This is a genomic window from Pseudooceanicola atlanticus (assembly GCF_000768315.1).
GTDB classification, from domain to species: domain Bacteria; phylum Pseudomonadota; class Alphaproteobacteria; order Rhodobacterales; family Rhodobacteraceae; genus Pseudooceanicola; species Pseudooceanicola atlanticus.
This window is the reverse complement of the sequence record NZ_AQQX01000011.1, coordinates 68,225-84,402: the sequence shown is the minus strand read 5'-3', so window position 1 is coordinate 84,402 and position 16,178 is coordinate 68,225. Positions and strand designations below refer to the sequence as shown.

12 protein-coding genes and 1 tRNA gene are annotated in these 16,178 nt (G+C 64.5%); 5 read left to right on the top strand and 8 right to left on the bottom strand.

Going from position 1 to position 16,178, the window contains the following annotated elements:
- The first annotated feature begins 33 nt into the window (after positions 1–33).
- The gene (locus ATO9_RS18330; RefSeq protein ID WP_043752834.1) at positions 34–966 is read left to right on the top strand and encodes an MBL fold metallo-hydrolase; all 933 of its coding nucleotides are present in this window, start codon (positions 34–36) and stop codon (positions 964–966) included.
- An 82-nt stretch (positions 967–1,048) separates the two neighbouring features.
- Positions 1,049–1,123 (top strand) — tRNA-Asn (locus ATO9_RS18325).
- 232 nt (positions 1,124–1,355) lie between these two features.
- Here the strand turns inward: ATO9_RS18325 and ATO9_RS18320 are convergent.
- Complete coding sequence (locus ATO9_RS18320) at positions 1,356–2,228, bottom strand: NAD(P)-dependent oxidoreductase (protein WP_043752830.1); 873 nt, start codon at positions 2,226–2,228, stop codon at positions 1,356–1,358.
- Between the two features lie 97 nt (positions 2,229–2,325).
- Between ATO9_RS18320 and ATO9_RS18315 the strand changes: the two genes are divergently transcribed.
- Together ATO9_RS18315 and ATO9_RS18310 are read left to right on the top strand one after the other, a co-directional pair.
- Entirely contained in the window at positions 2,326–4,794 is a 2,469-nt protein-coding gene (locus ATO9_RS18315; protein ID WP_043752826.1) for a penicillin acylase family protein, read from the top strand.
- A gap of 73 nt (positions 4,795–4,867) precedes the next feature.
- Positions 4,868–5,815 (top strand): aldo/keto reductase, encoded by a 948-nt coding sequence (locus ATO9_RS18310; protein ID WP_043752823.1) that lies wholly within the window; start codon positions 4,868–4,870, stop codon positions 5,813–5,815.
- Between the two features lie 3 nt (positions 5,816–5,818).
- Here ATO9_RS18310 and hflX read toward each other — a convergent pair whose 3' ends face one another.
- The 4 genes from hflX to trkA all read right to left on the bottom strand — a co-directional run bounded on the left by hflX (position 5,819) and on the right by trkA (position 10,377).
- The gene (gene hflX / locus ATO9_RS18305; protein WP_043752950.1) at positions 5,819–7,093 is read right to left on the bottom strand and encodes a GTPase HflX; all 1,275 of its coding nucleotides are present in this window, start codon (positions 7,091–7,093) and stop codon (positions 5,819–5,821) included.
- Positions 7,093–7,332: an RNA chaperone Hfq gene (hfq, locus tag ATO9_RS18300; RefSeq protein WP_043752820.1), complete on the bottom strand. Its 240-nt coding sequence runs from the start codon at positions 7,330–7,332 to the stop codon at positions 7,093–7,095. Before hfq ends, hflX begins: the two co-directional genes overlap by 1 nt.
- Before the next feature lie 143 nt (positions 7,333–7,475).
- On the bottom strand, positions 7,476–8,996 hold the full coding sequence (locus tag ATO9_RS18295) for a TrkH family potassium uptake protein (RefSeq protein ID WP_043752817.1): 1,521 nt from the start codon (positions 8,994–8,996) through the stop codon (positions 7,476–7,478).
- 4 nt (positions 8,997–9,000) lie between these two features.
- A complete protein-coding gene (gene trkA / locus ATO9_RS18290; protein WP_043752814.1) occupies positions 9,001–10,377 on the bottom strand; it encodes a Trk system potassium transporter TrkA in 1,377 nt (458 codons plus the stop codon).
- A gap of 107 nt (positions 10,378–10,484) precedes the next feature.
- On the opposite strand from trkA, the gene ATO9_RS18285 reads away from it, so the two are divergent.
- Entirely contained in the window at positions 10,485–10,961 is a 477-nt protein-coding gene (locus tag ATO9_RS18285; protein WP_156127908.1) for a hypothetical protein, read from the top strand.
- Positions 10,962–11,003: 42 nt separating this feature from the next.
- Here the strand turns inward: ATO9_RS18285 and ntrX are convergent, their stop codons facing one another.
- The 3 genes from ntrX to ATO9_RS18270 all read right to left on the bottom strand — a co-directional run bounded on the left by ntrX (position 11,004) and on the right by ATO9_RS18270 (position 16,177).
- Positions 11,004–12,413 carry a nitrogen assimilation response regulator NtrX gene (gene ntrX / locus ATO9_RS18280; protein ID WP_043752812.1) on the bottom strand — a complete coding sequence of 470 codons (1,410 nt, stop codon included), beginning with the start codon at positions 12,411–12,413 and terminating at the stop codon, positions 11,004–11,006.
- A complete protein-coding gene (locus tag ATO9_RS18275; RefSeq protein ID WP_081979656.1) occupies positions 12,410–14,734 on the bottom strand; it encodes a sensor histidine kinase NtrY-like in 2,325 nt (774 codons plus the stop codon). The genes ntrX and ATO9_RS18275 overlap by 4 nt, the downstream gene beginning before the upstream one ends.
- Positions 14,735–14,806: 72 nt before the next feature.
- Entirely contained in the window at positions 14,807–16,177 is a 1,371-nt protein-coding gene (locus tag ATO9_RS18270; RefSeq protein WP_043752807.1) for a sigma-54-dependent Fis family transcriptional regulator, read from the bottom strand.
- Position 16,178 lies beyond the last annotated feature (1 nt).

Sequence of the window (16,178 nt, the reverse complement as noted above, 5' to 3'; positions counted from 1 at the left end):
GAAGACAAGCCGACAGAAGCACAGGACTTTCCCATGTACCACCCCGATGCGTTCAATCCCGTTCCCGGCCGCCCCGAAGAGGTCGCCCCGGGCGTCCGGCGCATCCTGTGTGACAACCCGTCGGCCTTCACCTTCCGCGGCACCAACACCTACCTGGTGACCAATGGCGGCGGCGTCGCGGTGATCGATCCCGGCCCGCTGGACGTGATGCACCAGCAGGCGATCCTGGATGCCCTGCGCGATGGCGAGACGATCACTCATATCTTCGTCACCCACGCCCATTCCGATCACTCCCCCCTCGCCCGGCCGCTGGCAAAGATGACCGGCGCCCCGGTCCTGGCCTATGGCGATGCCACGGCTGGCCAGTCCGATGTGATGCGGGCGCTGGCCGCGCAAGGCGGGCTTGGCGGCGGCGAAGGGTCGGATACCGGATTCGCCCCCGACATCGTCCTGGAGGACGAACAGATCGTCGAGGGCGATGGCTGGCGTCTGCAGGCGCTCTGGACGCCTGGGCATCACAGCAACCACATGTGTTTCGACCTGGCGCTGGGCAACGGGGGATTCGGCACCGTCTTCGTGGGGGACCTGGTGATGGACTGGTCGACATCCATCGTGTCGCCCCCCGATGGCGACCTCACCCAGTTCATGGACAGCTGCCGCCGCATGCGCGCGCGCCCCGCCGATCTGTACCTGTCGGGCCACGGCGACCTGCTGCGCGCCCCGCATGAGCGGCTGGACTGGCTGATCACGCATCGCGAACACCGCGAGGCCGGCATCCTGACCGCGTTGGAGGCCGGTCCGGGCAATGCAACCGACCTAGCCGCGCGGGTCTACACGGATATCGACCGCAGGCTCCTGCCCGCCGCCGCGCGGAACGTCTTGGCGCATCTCATTGATTTGCATTCGAAAAATATGGTTTCGCATGACGGAGAGTTGACCGCCGACACCGTCTTCGCCCGCATCTGAGGGCCTTCGAAGAAAAATCACAGCTTTATGTCGAAAAGGCTCTGGACGGGGGATTCCGCTGTTGCTATACGCCCCCTCGTGTTCCGGCGTAGCTCAGCGGTAGAGCAGTTGACTGTTAATCAATTGGTCGTAGGTTCGATCCCTACCGCCGGAGCCAAAATCCTCTGAAGCCTTGTGACAGACCTGATCTGTCGGGCTGATCCGAAGGTGGATCGAGAGGTTTCTTCTACGCAATAATCCGTTTGGCATCGCGCGAGGCATCCCCTTGCGACACAACCGTTTGCGCCCAGCGAAAAACCCCGCGCCACGAGGTCGGGGCACGGGGTTTTGAGACGTGATCGTTTCGACTTCAGGTCGTTACGCGGCACCCTTTGGATGCCGCGCAAGGCTCAATTCTCGCGGGTCAGGCGTTTGAGCAGGGACGAGGTATCCCAGCGGCCGCCGCCCATGCGTTGCACGTCCTTGTAGAACTGATCGACCAACGCGGTGACGGGCAGCGAGGCGCCGATCTCGTCCGCGGTGGTCAGGCAGATATCCAGATCCTTGCGCATCCAGTCCACGGCAAAGCCATGGTCGAACTCGTCATCCAGCATCGTCTGGTAGCGGTACTGCATCTGCCAGGAGCCCGCTGCACCCTGGGAGATCACCTCCACCACCGCGGCGCCGTCCAGCCCGGCCTGCTGAGCGAAATGCAATGATTCCGACAGGCCTTGGACGAGGCCGGCAATGGCGATCTGGTTGCACATCTTGGTGATCTGGCCCGCACCGATTCCGCCAAGGCGACGGCAGATCTTGGCATAGGCGTCGATGATCGGTTCGGCCCTGGCAAAGATGTCCTCCTCACCGCCGCACATCACCGACAGTGCGCCATTCTCGGCCCCGGCCTGACCGCCGGAAATCGGCGCGTCGACATAGCCGATGCCGCCACCGGCGGCGATGGCGGCCAGGTCACGGGTAACCTTGGCGGATACGGTGGTGTGATCGACGAGGATCGCGCCTTCCTCCATGCCGGCGAAGGCCCCGTCCTTGCCGGTGCAGACCGAACGCAGATCGTCATCGTTGCCGACGCAGGTCATCACGAATTCGGCACCTTCCGCGGCCTCGCGCGGGGTCTTGCCCATGGCGCCGCCATGCTGCTTGACCCAGGCCTCGGCCTTGCTGGCGGTGCGATTGTAGACCGTGACCTCGTGGCCGGCGGCCTGAAGATGCCCGGCCATGGGATACCCCATCACCCCGAGCCCCAGGAATGCGACTTTTGCCATGCTCTTTCCCCCTGTTCCGGCTTGCCCTATAGCTTGTGTCGGGCTGACAGATCAAAAGCAAGGGCCGAAGGCAAGGCCAGGACAAAGGACGGGGCGCATGTTGGGCAAAGTGTTTCAATGGCTGTTCCGGATCGCGACCGGTCTGGTCGTGCTGGCCGTGATCGCGGTGTCGCTGGTCTACTGGTTCGCCGCTCGGTCCCTGCCCGACTACGACAAGACCCTGAGCGTCGAGGGACTGAGCGCCCCGGTCGAGATAGTGCGCGACAGCGCCAATGTCCCCCATATCTTCGGTGAAACGGACGAGGACGTCCTGTTCGGCCTCGGCTATGCCCATGCGCAGGACAGGATGTGGCAGATGCTGACCATGCGCTGGACCGTGCAGGGCCGCCTGTCAGAGGTGTTTGGCACGCGTACCGTCGATATCGACAAACTGCTGCGTCGGCTCGACCTCTACAATGTTGCGCGGCGCTCGCTGGAGGTCCAGGACGACGCGACCCGGGCCAAGCTGGATGCCTATGCCGCCGGGGTGAATGCCCGCCTCGACGAGGTGAATAACGAAGCCCTGGGGCGCGGCGCGCCGGAACTGTTCCTGTTCAACGCGCCGATCGCCCCCTGGACGGCCGCGGATTCGCTCGCCATGGGCAAGATCATGGCGCTGCAACTCTCGGGTCACATGGCGAACGAGGTGATGCGGGCCCGGACCTCCCTCGCCCTGCCCGACCCAGAGCGGCTGCGCGACATCATGCCGGACGCCCCCGGCGCCGGGATCGCCGCGCTGCCCGAATATGCCGCGATGTTCCCCGGCCTGCCCCGCTATGCCGAGGGCGCGGGGTTCTCGGAGGATCCGTTGTCGCCGGTCAATCCCGTGGCCCTGGCCGGCGCGTCCAACGGCTACGCCGCCGCGCCCTCGCGTTCGGCCGCCGGTGGCACGCTGCTGGCCAATGACCCGCATCTGGGCTTTACCGCGCCCGCCATCTGGTACCTTGCCCGGCTGGAGCTGCAATCGGGCGGCGTGATCGGCGGCACGATCCCCGGCATTCCGTCGGTGCTGACGGGACGGTCGGAACGGCTGGGCTGGGGGCTGACCTCGTCCTACATGGACGACCAGGATGTGCATATCGAACAGCTGAACCCCGAAAACAGCGAGGAATATCGCGGGCCCGAGGGGTTTGTGCCGTTCGAAACCCGCCGGTCGATCATCCGCATCAAGAATGCCGACCCGATCACCATCACCCTGCGCGAAACCGTCAACGGCCCGGTCCTGTCGGGCAGCGATTACAACCTGTCGACCGTGACCCCGCCGGGCCATGTCGCTTCGGTGTCCTGGACCGCGCTGGAGGACGAGGATTACACCATCGCCGCCGGGATCCGGCTGATGTCGGCGGGCGATATCGACGAGGCGCTGACCGCGCTCGAGGGCTTCACCGCGCCCAGCCAAGTCATCACCCTGGCCGATCAGCGCCGGATTGCCATGAAGGTGCTGGGCAAGATGCCGGCGCGGGATCCGGCGCACCGATCTGAAGGACGGCTGCCGACACAGGGCTGGCTGCCGGAAAACCGCTGGAACGGCTACCTGCCCGACAGTTCAAACCCGGTCTTCATCGACCCCGAGGGCGGCATCCTGGGCAATACCAACAACAAGATCGTCGACCGGGCCTTTCCCGAACATGTCTCCTTCCTCTGGGGCGACACGCAGCGCATCCATCGCTGGCGGCGGCTGATGCAGAACCGGCAGGTCCATACCCGCGACAGTTTCATCGAGGCGCAGCTGGACACCGTGTCCTTCACCGCGCGGTCGCTGCTGCCGCTGATCGGCGCCGATCTGTGGTTCACCGGAGAAGCCGCGCCCGAGGGCACGCCGGAACGCCTGCGCCAGCGTGCGCTGGAACTGCTGGCCGACTGGAACGGAGAGATGAACGAACACCTGCCGGAACCGCTGATCTATTCCGCCTGGCTGCGCGCCTTGCAGATGCGCCTGATCCAGGACGATCTGGGCCCGCTGGCCGAGGAATTCATCCACGTCCAGCCGCTCTTCATCGAACGGGTCTATCGCGATATCGACGGTGCCTCGGCCTGGTGCGATGTCCGGCAGTCCGGCCCGACGGAAACCTGCGTGGACATTGCGCGCATGGCCCTGGACGATGCGCTGATCTGGATCGACGAGACCTATGGCGACGCGCTTGAAAGCCTGCGGTGGGGCGATGCGCACCAGGCCACCCATGATCACCAGATCCTGGGTGACGTGCCGGTGCTGCGCCATTTCGTCAACATTCGCCAATCCACCAGCGGCGGCACCAACACGCTGCTGCGCGGGGCGACCAAGGGCACCCTGCCCGACCCGTTCCTGAACGTGCATGGCGCGGGGTATCGGGGCGTTTACGACTTTGCCGACCCGAATTCTTCGGTCTTTGTCACGTCGACGGGACAATCCGGCCATCCCCTGTCGCAGCATTACGACGACCTGGCTCAGTTGTGGCGGCGCGGGGAATACGTGCCCATGTCGCTGGATGCGGACCTGGCCCGCGCTGCGAACGAAGGGATCACCGTCCTGCAACCCCGGCAGTGAGCCACACCGCCCTCCTCGGGGGGTGCCAAGCTGCCTTTGCCGCGCTACCCTTGGTGGCGAAGAGGAACATGACATGACACCGATCGCGCTTGGCCGCTCCGGCCTGACCATTTCCCCCGTCGTCTTTGGCGGCAACGTCTTTGGCTGGACGCTGGACGAGGCGGGCTCCTTCGACATGCTGGACCGGATGGTCCAGACCGGGATCACCACAATCGACACGGCGGACGGATATTCCCGCTGGGTCGAGGGCCATGAAGGCGGTGAAAGCGAAACGATCATCGGCAAATGGTTCGCCAGCCGTCCCGGAATGCGGGACAAGGTGCAGCTGATAACCAAGGTCGGGACCGAGGTCTTCGGCGGTGGCGGGCTGTCGAAAGACTGGATCACCACGGAGGTTGAACACTCATTGAAGCGCCTTCAGACCGACCGGATCGACCTCTACTTCTCGCATTTCCCCGATGACGGCACCCCGCACGAGGAAACGCTGGCCGCCTATGACACCCTGATCAAGGCCGGCAAGGTGCGCGCCATCGGCGCGTCCAATTTCACCGCCGAGCAGCTGACAGCCGCGCAATCGGCGGCAGAGGCGAACAGCCTGCCCGCCTATGACGTGATCCAACCGGAATACAATCTCTATGCCCGCGAGCGGTTCGAAGGCCCGATCGCCGACTTCGCCCAAGCGCATAACCTGGGTGTCATCCCCTATTTCGCACTGGCGGCCGGGTTCCTGACGGGCAAGTACCGGACAGAGGCCGATCTGAAGGGCCCGCGCGGCGAACGCAGCATCGGGCGCTACATGAACGAGAAAGGCCAAGCCATTCTGGCAGCAATGGATTCTGTCGCCGAAGATACCGGTGCAAGCCATGCCGCCATCGCGCTGGCCTGGATGCGGCAACGGCCCGGTGTGACCGCGCCGATCGCCTCGGCCACCTCGGCCACGCAATTCGAGGCGCTGATTGAAGGCGCGACGCTAAGTCTTTCGGATGACGCGATGAATGCCCTGACCAAGGCCAGTGCCTGACGCTCAGAGCGTCGCGAACTGCGCCTTCTGCTTGGCGGTCCAGCGCAGGGTCAGGTCGAAGCCTGTTTCGGTCTGAACCTCTTCCAGCACGACCCCCTGTTCGAACAGCCAGGCGCGGGATTTGCCCGCGTCGAAGGGCAGTGAGATCGTTTCGGTCACGTGGCCGGTTTCCAGCCCCTGCTCAACCGCGCGCAACAGGTTCTCCAGCCCGAATCCGGTGATGGCCGAAATCGGATAGGTGTCCTCTTCGCGCTCGGCGCGGGCGATCAGTGCGGGACCTTCCTCTTCGCCCAGACGGTCGACCTTGTTCCAGACCTCCAGCACCGGCACGCCCTCGGCCAGCCCCAGATCCGACAGGATATCCAGCACGTCCTGCGCCTGCTCTTCTGTCTCAGGATGTGAGATGTCGCGCACATGCAGGACAAGGTCCGCTTCCAGCACTTCTTCCAGAGTGGCGCGGAACGCGGCGACCAACTGCGTCGGCAGATCCGAGATGAAGCCCACCGTGTCGGACAGGATGACCTCTGGCCCGTTATCGGGCAGCCGCACCCGACGCATAGTCGGGTCGAGCGTGGCGAACAGCATGTCCTTGGCCAGAACATCCGCCCCGGTCAGCCGGTTGAACAGCGTGGATTTGCCGGCGTTGGTGTAGCCCACCAGCGCGACGATCGGAAACGGCACCTTGGCCCGCGCCTTGCGGTGCAATTCGCGCGTCTTGACCACCCGTTCCAGCTGTCGCCGCAGGCGGGTCAGCTGTTCGTCGATGGCGCGGCGGTCAGCCTCGATCTGGGTTTCACCGGGGCCGCCGACGAAGCCCAATCCGCCCCGCTGGCGTTCCAGGTGGGTCCAGGCGCGCACCAGCCGGGTCCGCTGATAGCCAAGCGCGGCCATCTCGACCTGCAGCACACCTTCACGCGTGCGGGCACGATCCGAGAAGATCTCGAGGATCAGCCCGGTCCGGTCCAGAAGCTTCACGCCCCATTTCTTTTCAAGGTTCCTCTGCTGCTTGGGCGATACGGGGCCGTCCACCAGGACAAGCTCCACCTCGTTTTCCTTCAGCAGAGCGCCGAGTTCCTCGATCTTGCCGGTGCCGAACAGCGTCGCCGGGATCGCCTTGGCCAGACGCACAATGCCCGACCCGATCACCTCGAGGTCAGGGAGCGCATGGGCCAGCGAGACCGCCTCCTCCAGCGCATATTCCGGCGCATGGCGGGTGTCTTCGCCTTTCAACTCGGGATGCAGAACCCAAGCCCGTGTGAGGGGCTTATCGTGCGGGATCACTGGTTGTCTTCGCCCTCATAGAGGCTGATCGGCTGGGCGGGCATGATCGTGGAGATCGCATGCTTGTAAACCAGCTGAGACTGCCCGTCTCGACGCAGCAATACACAGAAATTGTCAAACCAGGTGATGACGCCCTGAAGCTTTACACCGTTGATCAAGAAAATGGTGACGGGAACCTTGGTCTTGCGCACATGATTAAGGAATGCGTCTTGAAGGTTCTGTCTGTCGGAAGCCATATTTATTAGCCTTTTGTTCTTGTTCTTTGTCTTCACTGTGCCGCAATGCGGCATTACCCTCTAGCGCGAACCAGTATGGGCATGGAAACCGGCCATTTCCAGCCCCATTTTTTCAATTTATGCAACAGAGACGCCATTTTGCGTCAGTCACGCCACAGATCTGCGTTCAACAATGCAATGATCGCCAGCAATTCCAACCGGCCCAGCACCGTACCGGCGGCAAAGACCAGTTTTGCCTGCCAGCCAAGGTCCACCAGATGGATCGGATTGTCCCCAGCCAGCGCCAGCAACGGCCCCGTGGAGGTCAGCGCGGCAATCGACAGAATCGTCGCCTGTTCGAAGCCCTGCCCGAACAGCGTCAGCAGCGCCATCAGCAGGGCCAGCGTCATCGCGAAGAGCATGAAGAAAATCCAGGCGTGGTAGGCGCCCTCGCGCCCGATCCGCCGCGCAATCACACCCAGCCCCGAAACAGAGTTCGGATGGACCAGTTTCTGCATCTCGCGCAACCCGTTGAGGTAAAGCGCGAAAACCCGCATCAGCTTGACCCCGCCCGCGGTGGTGGCGACCCCGCCGCCCATGATCGCCAGCCCCATCAGAACCATGCCCGGTGTGTTCAGCCCGGACCAGACCTGCGCGGCGTTCCAGTCCGCGCTTTCGAAGCCATTGGTCGTCAGGAAGGACAAAACGGTGAAGAGCGCGCCCCAGAGCGCCCGAAGCCCCAGCATCAGGTTCTCGCCGGCATCGACCTCGAACGCGGCGATCCAGTGGCGCAGGAACAGCAGAAGCGGCACACCGACGACGATCATCAGGGCCAGACGCAATTCCGGGTCCTGATGCAGGGCAAACCGCGACACGGCGGTGTCGGATGTGAAGCTGACCCGGCTGAGCGCGAAGATCAGGAACAGGAAAATCACCATTTCCCCCGCAATCCCGCTTTGGGCATTGGGCAGGCCGCCGACCGGGGATATCCCGCTGGTCGCCATCGTCGACATCGCGTGGCACAGTGCGGTCAGCGTGGTTTCTCCGTTGACCAGCAACAGGATCCACAGCACGCCCGTCAGGAAGGTGTAGACCGGGGCCAGCTGCATCGTGTTCCGCACCACGCGGCGCAACAGGTCGGCGCGCTGGAACCGGGTGATCCCGGCATCGGACTGGCCGGGCGCCGCGGCGAATGTCACTTCGAACCCGCCCAGGTTCAAGGGCGCCAAAACGGCCGCCGCCGCCACCCAGATCAAAAGACCGCCCATCCAGCCGACCTGCGCGCGCCACAGCTCCAGCGCCGGGTTCAGGCGGCCGGGCATGTCGAAGATCGTGGCGCCCGTCGTGGTCAGGGCCGACACCATCTCCACGTAAGAGTTCAGGAAAGAGGTCGAGCGCAGCGCCTCCTGGAACGGCACGGCGAGATAGGCCGGGATCAGCACGTAGGTCCCCAGCAGTGACAAAAGGCCGATCAGGTCGTTGTTTCGCCCGGTCAGGCTGCGCTTGCCCCGGGCCAGCGCGATCAGCAGCGTGGCGAACAGGCCCATGAGCCCTGCGTAGAAGAAACTCCGCGCGGTGTGGAATTCCTCGATCGCCAGCGCGAAGATAGCGGGCACCAGCATGGAGGCCGCGGCGACCGCCACGAGGACAAGGAACAGGGGTTGTTCTGAAAAGCGCAGGCGCATCGGTTCAGAAATAGTCGATGGAGACCTGGAGCAGCCGTTCCACCTCTGGCACGTCATCGGCAAGCGCGAAGATCAGGATGACGTCGCCCGCCTCGATCTTGGTGTGGCCCTGCGGCTTGATGACCTTGCCGTTCTGCTGGATCGCGCCGATCAGCACGCCTTCGGGGAATTCGATGTCGCGCACGGTGCGGCCCGCAATCGGCGAGGTCGAAAGCACCTCGGCCTCGATCACCTCGGCCTCGGCATCGCCGATGGAATAGACGCCGCGCACCCGTCCATGGCGGATATGGCGCAGGATCGAGGACACGGTGGTCTGGCGCGGGTTGATATGCGCGTCGATGCCAAGGTGCGACATCAGCGGCACCAGCGTCGGGTCGTTGATCAGCGCGATGGCCATGGGACAGCCGATCGCCTTGGCGCGCACGGCCGCCAGGATGTTGGTCTTGTCGTCATCGGTGACACAGAGGATCGCATCGGCGCGGTGTATCCCCGCCTCGCCCAGCAATGCCTTGTCCAGACCGTCGCCATTCAGCACGATGGTCCGCTCCAGTTCGTCGGCGGCATGTTCGGCGATCTTGCGGTTCTTCTCGATCACCTTGGCGCGAATGCCGCGGCCCTTCTTCTCGAGGCGCCGCGCAACGGCGAGGCCGACATTGCCGCCCCCGACGATCACCACGCGTTCCTGGGTGCGCACGGTCTTGCCGAACACTTCCAGCGTGCGGGGCACGTCCTCGTCCACGACACAGACATAGCAGGCATCGCCCGGGAACAGCTGGTCATTGGGATCGGGGGCAAACAGCCGCCCTTCCCGCCGGATGCCGACCACGATGGTCCGTAGGGTCGAGAAGAGGTCGGTCAGCTGCCGCAGCGGCGTGTTCACCACCGGGCAATCGTCGTCGATGGTGATCCCGAGGATCTGCGCCTTGCCGTCGAGGAAAATCTCGGTGTCGAAGGCCGCCGGGGCCGACAGGCGCTGCAATGCGGCCTCCGCCACCTCGCGTTCGGGGCTGATCACCACGTCAATCGGCATGTGGTCGCGGCGGTAGAGATCGGAATAGATCGCGTCGAGATAGCTCTGCGAGCGCAGGCGGGCGATCTTGCGCGGGATGGCAAAGACCGAATGCGCCACCTGGCAGGTCACCATGTTGACCTCGTCGGAATAGGTGGCGGCGATAATCATGTCCGCATCCCGCGCACCGGCGCGGTCCAGGATATCGGGATAGGAGGCAAAGCCGGCAATCCCCTGCACGTCCAGGGTTTCCGTCGCGCGGCGCACCAGTTCGGGGTTGTTGTCCACGACGGTGACGTCGTTGTTTTCCCCCGACAGGTGGCGCGCGATCTGCCAACCGACCTGCCCCGCGCCGCAGATGATAACTTTCATCCCTTGTCTCCCGGGGATTTCCTTATCGTCAGACACATCGCATGACAGAAGCCGCGCAGGGGGTCAAACGAATTGTCCTTCCCGGTAGAACCATGCAAGTCTGCGGCATGATGATTGCACGTTCCCTGCTCTGCCCCGCCCTTCTGGTCGCTGCGCTGCTGCCCGCCTGCACCCGCGAGATCTACTATCGCGAAGGCGCCAGCCAGGCGCAGATTACCGCTGCCCAGGATGCCTGCGTCGCCCAGGCCTATCGCGAGGCGCCGGTGCGCACGGTGACCACGGTCCTGCCCGGCACCTTCATCCCGGAACGGCAGGTCTGCGATGGCGCGGGCAATTGCCAGACGATCCCCGCCCGCTTCGGCCCGCCGCAGATCGTCAGCACCGACGCGAATGAAGAGTTGCGCAAAGCCGTGCAACGAAAATGCATGGTTGATGCAGGGTATTCCCGCGTTCAACTGCCGATCTGCGATCAGAATGTTCGAAATTCGCAACCGCCCGCGATCACGCGCACCCTGCCCCCGTTGACCGGGCAAAGCTGCCTCGTGCCCCGAGGTGGCGAGGCGTTCCAGATCATCACACCCTGATCAGAGGCCTTGCGGTGCGGGGCGTTGCGCGCCCCGCTCGCCTTACGCCTCGTCGTCGTCATCCTCGACCCGGGCGACACGCGCCCCGGCCTTGGATGAGGTCACAACGCCCAGCGATTTCAGCTTGCGATGCAGCGCCGATCGCTCCATCCCGACGAATTGCGCGGTTTTCGAGATATTGCCGCCAAAGCGATTGATCTGCGTCAGCAGATATTCGCGTTCAAAGGCCTCGCGCGCCTCGCGCAGCGGCAGGGTTGCCAGCGCACCGGACAGCACGACGCGGCCATCCTCCGACGGTTTCTCGTCCTCTGCCGGGACCTCGCGCGCCTCGATCTCTCCGGTGCCGTCGCCCAGGATCAGGATCCGTTCGATCACGTTGCGCAGCTGGCGCACGTTGCCCGGCCAGACCATGGTCTGCATCAGCGCCGCCGCCTCGTCCGACAGGACGCGCATCGGCAGACCCTGGGTCTTGTGCAGCGCGTCGATGAAATACTGCGCCAGGACGGGAATGTCCTCGCGACGATCCGCCAGGCTGGGCACGTCGATCGGCACCACGTTCAGGCGGTGATACAGCTCCTGCCGGAAGGTGCCCGCCGCGATCTCGGCCTCCAGGTCCCGCGAGGTGGACGAGATCACGCGCAGATCGACCCGCACCTTGTCCGACCCACCGACGCGCAGGAATTGCTGGTCCACCAGCACGCGCAGGATCTTGGACTGGGTGCCCATGGGCATGTCCGCGACCTCGTCGAAATAGATCACGCCGCCATGGGCCTCTTCCAGCAGGCCCGGTTCGATCCCGCGATCGGCGCTTTCGCGCCCGAACAGGACCTCCTCCATCCGGTCGGCTTCGATCGACGCGCAGGACACGCAGACAAAGGGCCCGTCGGCACGGTTCGATTCCGCGTGGATATAGCGCGCCGCGACCTCCTTGCCGGACCCGGAGGGGCCGTTCAGCATGACCCGCCCGTTGGACTTGGTCACCTTGTCCAGCTGGCCCATCATGCTGCGGAACGAGGCCGAGTTGCCAACCATCTCTGCCGATTGCGTATCGCGCCGGCGCAATTGCTGGTTTTCCCGCCGCAGCCGCGAGGTTTCCATCGCGCGCCGGATCACCACCAGCAGCTGGTCGATGTTGAACGGCTTCTCGATGAAGTCGTAGGCCCCCTGCTTGATGGCCGCGACCGCGATCTCGATATTGCCGTGGCCCGAGATGATGACGACCGGGATATCCGGATTGTCGCGCTTGACCGTCTTCAGGATGTCGATCCCGTCCATCCGGCTGTCCTTCAGCCAGATGTCGAGGATCATCAGCGACGGCGCCTCGGTGTTCAGATGCGCCATGCATTCATCGGAATTCCCGGCCAGACGCGTGGCATAGCCCTCGTCCTCCAGGATGTCGGAGATCAGTTCCCGGATGTCACGCTCGTCGTCGACGATCAGGATATCGCTCATGTTCCCTCGCTCGCTTTTTTCTTGTCCGGAATCCCGCTGGCGACAGCGCCCGCAATCAAAGGCAGGCGGATGATGGCGCAGGCGCCCGAATGGGTCAGGCCCTCGAAGGGCTCCGCATCGTCAAGCCGCAGCGTGCCGCCGTGCTCTTCGATGATCTTCTTCACGATCGGCAGGCCCAGCCCGGTCCCCTTGTCTCGCGTCGTGACATAGGGTTCGAACAGGCGGGCACGGTCTTCGGGCAGGCCGACACCGTTGTCCGAGATGTGGATCTCGGCCCAGGGCGCGGTGCCCTCGGCGGTTTCCTCCAGCGTGGTGAAGGCGGTGACGTGGATCGCCGGGCGGTAGCCCTCGGGCGCATCGCGGTCACGCAGCGTTTCCGTCGCCTCGCCCGCATTCTTGATCAGGTTGGTCAGCGCCTGCCCGATCATGGTGGCGTCCAGGTCCGCGGGCATTCCCCCCTTGGGCAGAGCCGCGGTGATCTCGACATCCGGCTGGCCCGATTGCTGCAACAGGACGGCGCCCTGCAACAGGTCGCGCAGATCCTCCTGGTGCTTTTCCGGTTCGGGCATGCGCGCGAATTTCGAAAACTCGTCGACGATGCGCCGCAGGTCGCCAGTCTGGCGCACGATGACCTCGGTCAGGCCTTCCAGGTCCTCGGCGGTCGGTTCGTCCAGGTAGCGCGAGAACTTGCGCCGGATCCGTTCCGCCGACAGCTGGATCGGGGTCAGCGGGTTCTTGATCTCGTGCGCAATGCGGCGGGCCACGTCGCCCCAGGCCGCCATTCGCTGCGCGGTCACAAGGTCCGTCACATCGTCGAAGGCGACCACGTAGCCCTCGCGACGGCCCTCGGTATTGCGCCGTGTCGCCATGCGGACCAGCAGGGTTTCCTGGCGTCCCGACCGCACGACCTTGATCTCGGATTGCAGGGTCTGGCCGCCACTGTCGCGCAGCTGATCGAAGAGCGGCCCGAACTCCGGCACCGCGACCGAGATCGCGACATTCTCCTGATCCTCACGCCAGTCCAGCAACCGCTCGGCCGAGCGGTTGACGAAGGTCACGCGCCCCTCCCGATCCAGCCCGACCACGCCGGACGTGACCGAGGACAGGACGGAATCGAACAGGCGCCGGCGCTGTTCGATCTGGTTCGTGTTCTCCAGAAGCGCTTCGCGCTGGCCCTTAAGTTGGCTGGTCATCTGGTTGAAATAGCGTGACAACATGGCGATCTCGTCATCGCCCTCTTCCTCGGCAACCCGCACATCCAGATCGCCTGAGCCGACCCGTTGCGCCGCCCCGGTCAGACGCCCCACGGGCCGCGACAGACGTTCGGCGAACCACAGGCCCAGCCACACGGCGGCTAGGATCAGGATGACCGCGAAGCCGATATAGAGCAGCCCGAATTCGAACAGGACCCGACCCCGTTCGCTCTCCAATTGCTGGTAGAGCCGCACGGTTTCCTGGGTATTGTCCAGCAGCGACAGGATCTCTCCGTCCACGTCCCGGCTGACATAAAGGAAGCGGTCGACATAGGCGTCGAGTGGCAGAAGCGCGCGGAATTCATTGTTGTCCCAATCCTCGATCAGGACATAGCCGTCCTGGACCGCCTGGTCCAATTGCGCGGCGGACGGTTCTTCGTAATCGAAGAGGTAGGACCGTTCGCCTCGCGACCGGATCTCGCCCGCCCCGTCGATCACGTAGGCCTCGCGCAGGCCGCGCTGGATCTGGTTCTGCCCCGAGGCCAGCAATTGCCGGATGACCGCATCGGTGATCAGGAAATCCCGCTGTTTCGCCGCATCGAGGAACCGTGCCAGTGCACGGGCATCCTCCTCTAGGTCCTCGCGATGCTCCTGTTCATAGGCCCGTGCAGCGGCCAGCGATGTGCCGACCACCTGCCGCACACGATCCGAAAACCAGCCCTCGAGACCGATATTGATCGTCAGGACCGCGAAGATCGCGACCGAAACGGTGGGGATCAGGGCCATGATGGCAAAGACGCCGGTCAGGCGCAGGTGCAACCGGCTGCCCGCCGACCGTGCCCGCCGGGCCGACACCATGCGGATCACCCGTTGTGCGACAAGCGCGGCAACCAGCAGCACGTAGACAAGATCGGCCAGCAGAACGAGGCGGAGGTTGAGGGACGACGCGCCCTGTTCGAACGGCCCCAGCACCAGGAAGGTGGCCAGCACGAGGACGGGCCCCAACAAGACCAGACCCAGCGTCGCCGCGTTCTGAAGACGCCGCTGTCGTCTGAGCCGGGACAAACCGGCCCATGTCAAATGTCGTGCCCGGGATGCCACAGGCCGCCTCTCAATAATGTGCTGCATTCTTGCAGCTACCGCCATATATTGTGGTCCTATCCCGTAATGACACCGGGAGGCCACTATTCTGTTGCGGTTTTACATCAATTTTCTGCGACGTGTCACGCGAATATCCAGATCGGTGATCTTCTTACGCAACGTATTCCGGTTGATCCCCAGCAGGTCGGCGCATTTCGCCTGGTTCCCGCCCGTCGCTTCCAGGGCGATCTCGATCAGCGGCAGCTCCATCTCTTTCAGGATGCGCGCGTAAAGGCCCGGCGGCGGCAGCATGTTGCCGTGCAGGTCGAAATAGCGCCGCAGATGCCGCCCGATCGAGGCCGACAGCTTTTCGGCATCCTCGACGCCCGCGGCCGGTTCGGTTTCGGGCTGAGAGCCCAGCACGGCGGCGACCTCGGCCTTGGTGATCTCGTCGGTGCGCGCGGTCAGGCCAAGGCGTCGGATGGCGTTTTCCAGCTGCCGCACGTTGCCAGGCCAGGGATGCGAGCGCACCATCTCCATCGCCTCATCGGTCAGGCTGCGCAACGGCTGGCCCTCGCGTTCGGCGCGGGCAAAGAAATGCTCGACCAAAAGCGGGATGTCATCCACGCGGTCGCGCAAGGCGGGCGCATGGATGCTGGCACCGGACAGCCTGTAGAACAGGTCCTGGCGCAGCCGGTCCTCTTCCATGGCGCGGTTCAGATCCGCCTGGCTGGTGGCCATGAAGCGCGGCAGGCTGTCGGCATCGCCATCCATCATGCGCACGATCCGGGCCTGCACCTCGCTGGGTATATCGGTGACCTCGTCGAACAGCACCGTGCCGCCCTTGGCGCGGGCCAGGACCTGCGCCGGTCCCTCGATATCCTGCAGGTCCGAGGCCGCGGCGGTGATGAAGGGCAGCGTGCGGCGGTCGCTGAAATCATGGATCGCCTTGGCGATCAGCGATTTGCCCGTGCCGCTTTCGCCGGTGATCAGCACCGGCAGGTCGGTGTTCAGCACCCGCGCGATCAACCGGTAGAGCGCCTGCATCGACGGCGTACGCCCGACCAGGGGCAATTCGTCAGGGCGGTCGTTATCCTCGGCCTGGCCGGCGGGGGCCGCGGTGCGCCGCCGGGCTTCCAGCGCCCGGGCGGTGCGTTTCATCAGGTCGGGCAGGTCGAATGGTTTGGGCAGGTAGTCGTAGGCCTCGGCCTCGGCGGCCTGGATCGCCGTCATGATCGTGTTCTGCGCCGAGATCACGATGACCGGCAGACCGGGCCGGTCCTGGGCGATCTTGGGCAGCATCTCCAGCCCGTTCCCGTCGGGCATCATCACGTCCGAGATCACGACATCGCCCTTGCCCTCGGCCACCCATCTCATCAGCGTCGTCAAGGAGGACGTGGCATGAACCTTGCACCCGGCCCGTGTCAGCGCCTGTGTCAGCACCGTACGGATCGTGCGGTCGTCATCGGCAACAAGTATCGTGCCATCCATG

Excerpts from the sequence above, each read along its gene's own strand:
- ATO9_RS18330 (WP_043752834.1), top strand. The coding sequence starts at position 34 with ATGTACCACCCCGATGCGTTCAATCCCGTTCCCGGCCGCCCCGAAGAG.
- ATO9_RS18320 (WP_043752830.1), bottom strand. The coding sequence starts at position 2,228 with ATGGCAAAAGTCGCATTCCTGGGGCTCGGGGTGATGGGGTATCCCATG.
- ATO9_RS18315 (WP_043752826.1), top strand. The coding sequence starts at position 2,326 with ATGTTGGGCAAAGTGTTTCAATGGCTGTTCCGGATCGCGACCGGTCTG.
- ATO9_RS18310 (WP_043752823.1), top strand. The coding sequence starts at position 4,868 with ATGACACCGATCGCGCTTGGCCGCTCCGGCCTGACCATTTCCCCCGTC.
- hfq (WP_043752820.1), bottom strand. The coding sequence starts at position 7,332 with ATGGCTTCCGACAGACAGAACCTTCAAGACGCATTCCTTAATCATGTG.
- ATO9_RS18295 (WP_043752817.1), bottom strand. The coding sequence starts at position 8,996 with ATGCGCCTGCGCTTTTCAGAACAACCCCTGTTCCTTGTCCTCGTGGCG.
- trkA (WP_043752814.1), bottom strand. The coding sequence starts at position 10,377 with ATGAAAGTTATCATCTGCGGCGCGGGGCAGGTCGGTTGGCAGATCGCG.
- ATO9_RS18285 (WP_156127908.1), top strand. The coding sequence starts at position 10,485 with ATGATGATTGCACGTTCCCTGCTCTGCCCCGCCCTTCTGGTCGCTGCG.
- ntrX (WP_043752812.1), bottom strand. The coding sequence starts at position 12,413 with ATGAGCGATATCCTGATCGTCGACGACGAGCGTGACATCCGGGAACTG.
- ATO9_RS18275 (WP_081979656.1), bottom strand. The coding sequence starts at position 14,734 with ATGCAGCACATTATTGAGAGGCGGCCTGTGGCATCCCGGGCACGACAT.
- ATO9_RS18270 (WP_043752807.1), bottom strand. The coding sequence starts at position 16,177 with ATGGATGGCACGATACTTGTTGCCGATGACGACCGCACGATCCGTACG.